Genomic DNA, 1248 nt, shown 5'->3' with positions numbered 1-1248 from the left:
GAGAATTGACTTAATCAAAGAATAACGATATAATACGTAAAAAAGCATACTTTTAGCCAAGCTACGCTTACCCATAGATGAAATCTATTAGAACCAAACTCAAATTAAGCAATAAGCAGAAAACGCTTTTAGCTCAACACGCAGGTTATTCCCGATGGTGTTATAACTGGGGGTTAAGTTTATGGAATGCTGCATATATTGATGGTTATAAGCCTAATGCTCGTAAACTAAGAGAGGTTTTTACGAATCACACAAAACCTCTTTATCCTTGGATGAAAAACTTATCTTCTAAGGTTTATCAATATGCTTTTATCAATTTAGGTCAAGCATTTAAAAGATTCTTTCAAGGGTTGGGTAAACATCCAAGGTTTAAGAAAAAAGGTAGGTCGGATTCTTTCACAATTGATAACTGTGGAAAGCCGATAGAATTAGACGGATGGAATCACAAATTGCCTTTTATTGGTTGGGTAAAAACTTATGAGCCAATTGAAGCAACAACTCAAAAAATAACTATTAGTAGACAGGCAGGCGATTGGTATATTAGTTGTAGCTATAAATTTACTCCGGCTTCAACTCCAAAGACTACTGAAGTTGTAGGTATAGATTTAGGAGTAAAAACTTTAGCGACTTTAAGCACGGGAGTAGTTTTCCCTGGTGCTAAATCTTACAAGAAATTTGAAAACAAGCTCTCTAATTTACAATACCTGAATCGCCATAAAATAATTGGTTCTGCTAACTGGAAAAAGGCGCAACTGAAGATAGCGGTGTTACATAGACGAGTAGCTAACATTCGTAAAGATGCACTGCATAAATTGACAACTTACTTAGCCAAGAACCACGGCAGTGTTGTCATAGAAGACCTAAATGTATCTGGAATGTTAGCGAACCATAAGCTGGCTAAGTGTATAGCTGACCAAGGATTTTATGAATTCAGGCGACAGCTAGAATATAAGTGCGAATGGTACGGTTCTAAGCTAGTGGTAGTTGATAGATTTTTTCCATCATCAAAGACTTGCTCGAACTGCGGTCATGTTCAAGATATGCCATTGCATCTGAGAACTTATGATTGTCACTCTTGTGGTATATCTATAGACCGTGATTTGAATGCCAGTATTAATTTAAGAAATGCGGTCGGCTTGACCGTTGATGCCTGTGGACGGAGTGCTGCCGACAGTTCCGGTGGAAGCAGGAAGTAAACATTAAAATGTCACTCTATGTGACGTTTTATATCGGTTTTATGAAGCAGAT

1 protein-coding gene is annotated in these 1248 nt (G+C 37.3%); it reads left to right on the top strand.

The window, feature by feature from the left end:
- Positions 1–77 precede the first annotated feature (77 nt).
- The gene (locus ACP6PL_RS30780) at positions 78–1196 is read left to right on the top strand and encodes an RNA-guided endonuclease InsQ/TnpB family protein (RefSeq protein WP_426549179.1); all 1119 of its coding nucleotides are present in this window, start codon (positions 78–80) and stop codon (positions 1194–1196) included.
- The last annotated feature ends 52 nt before the right edge of the window (positions 1197–1248 follow it).

Source organism: Dapis purpurea BLCC-M126 (assembly GCF_050015975.1).
Lineage (GTDB): Bacteria > Cyanobacteriota > Cyanobacteriia > Cyanobacteriales > Microcoleaceae > Trichodesmium.
Note: the sequence above shows the minus strand (reverse complement) of the source record. Positions and strands in the feature narration are given on the sequence as shown.

What these genes read in the sequence shown, in the direction of transcription:
- ACP6PL_RS30780 (WP_426549179.1), top strand. Translation starts at nt 78, where the DNA reads ATGAAATCTATTAGAACCAAACTCAAATTAAGCAATAAGCAGAAAACG.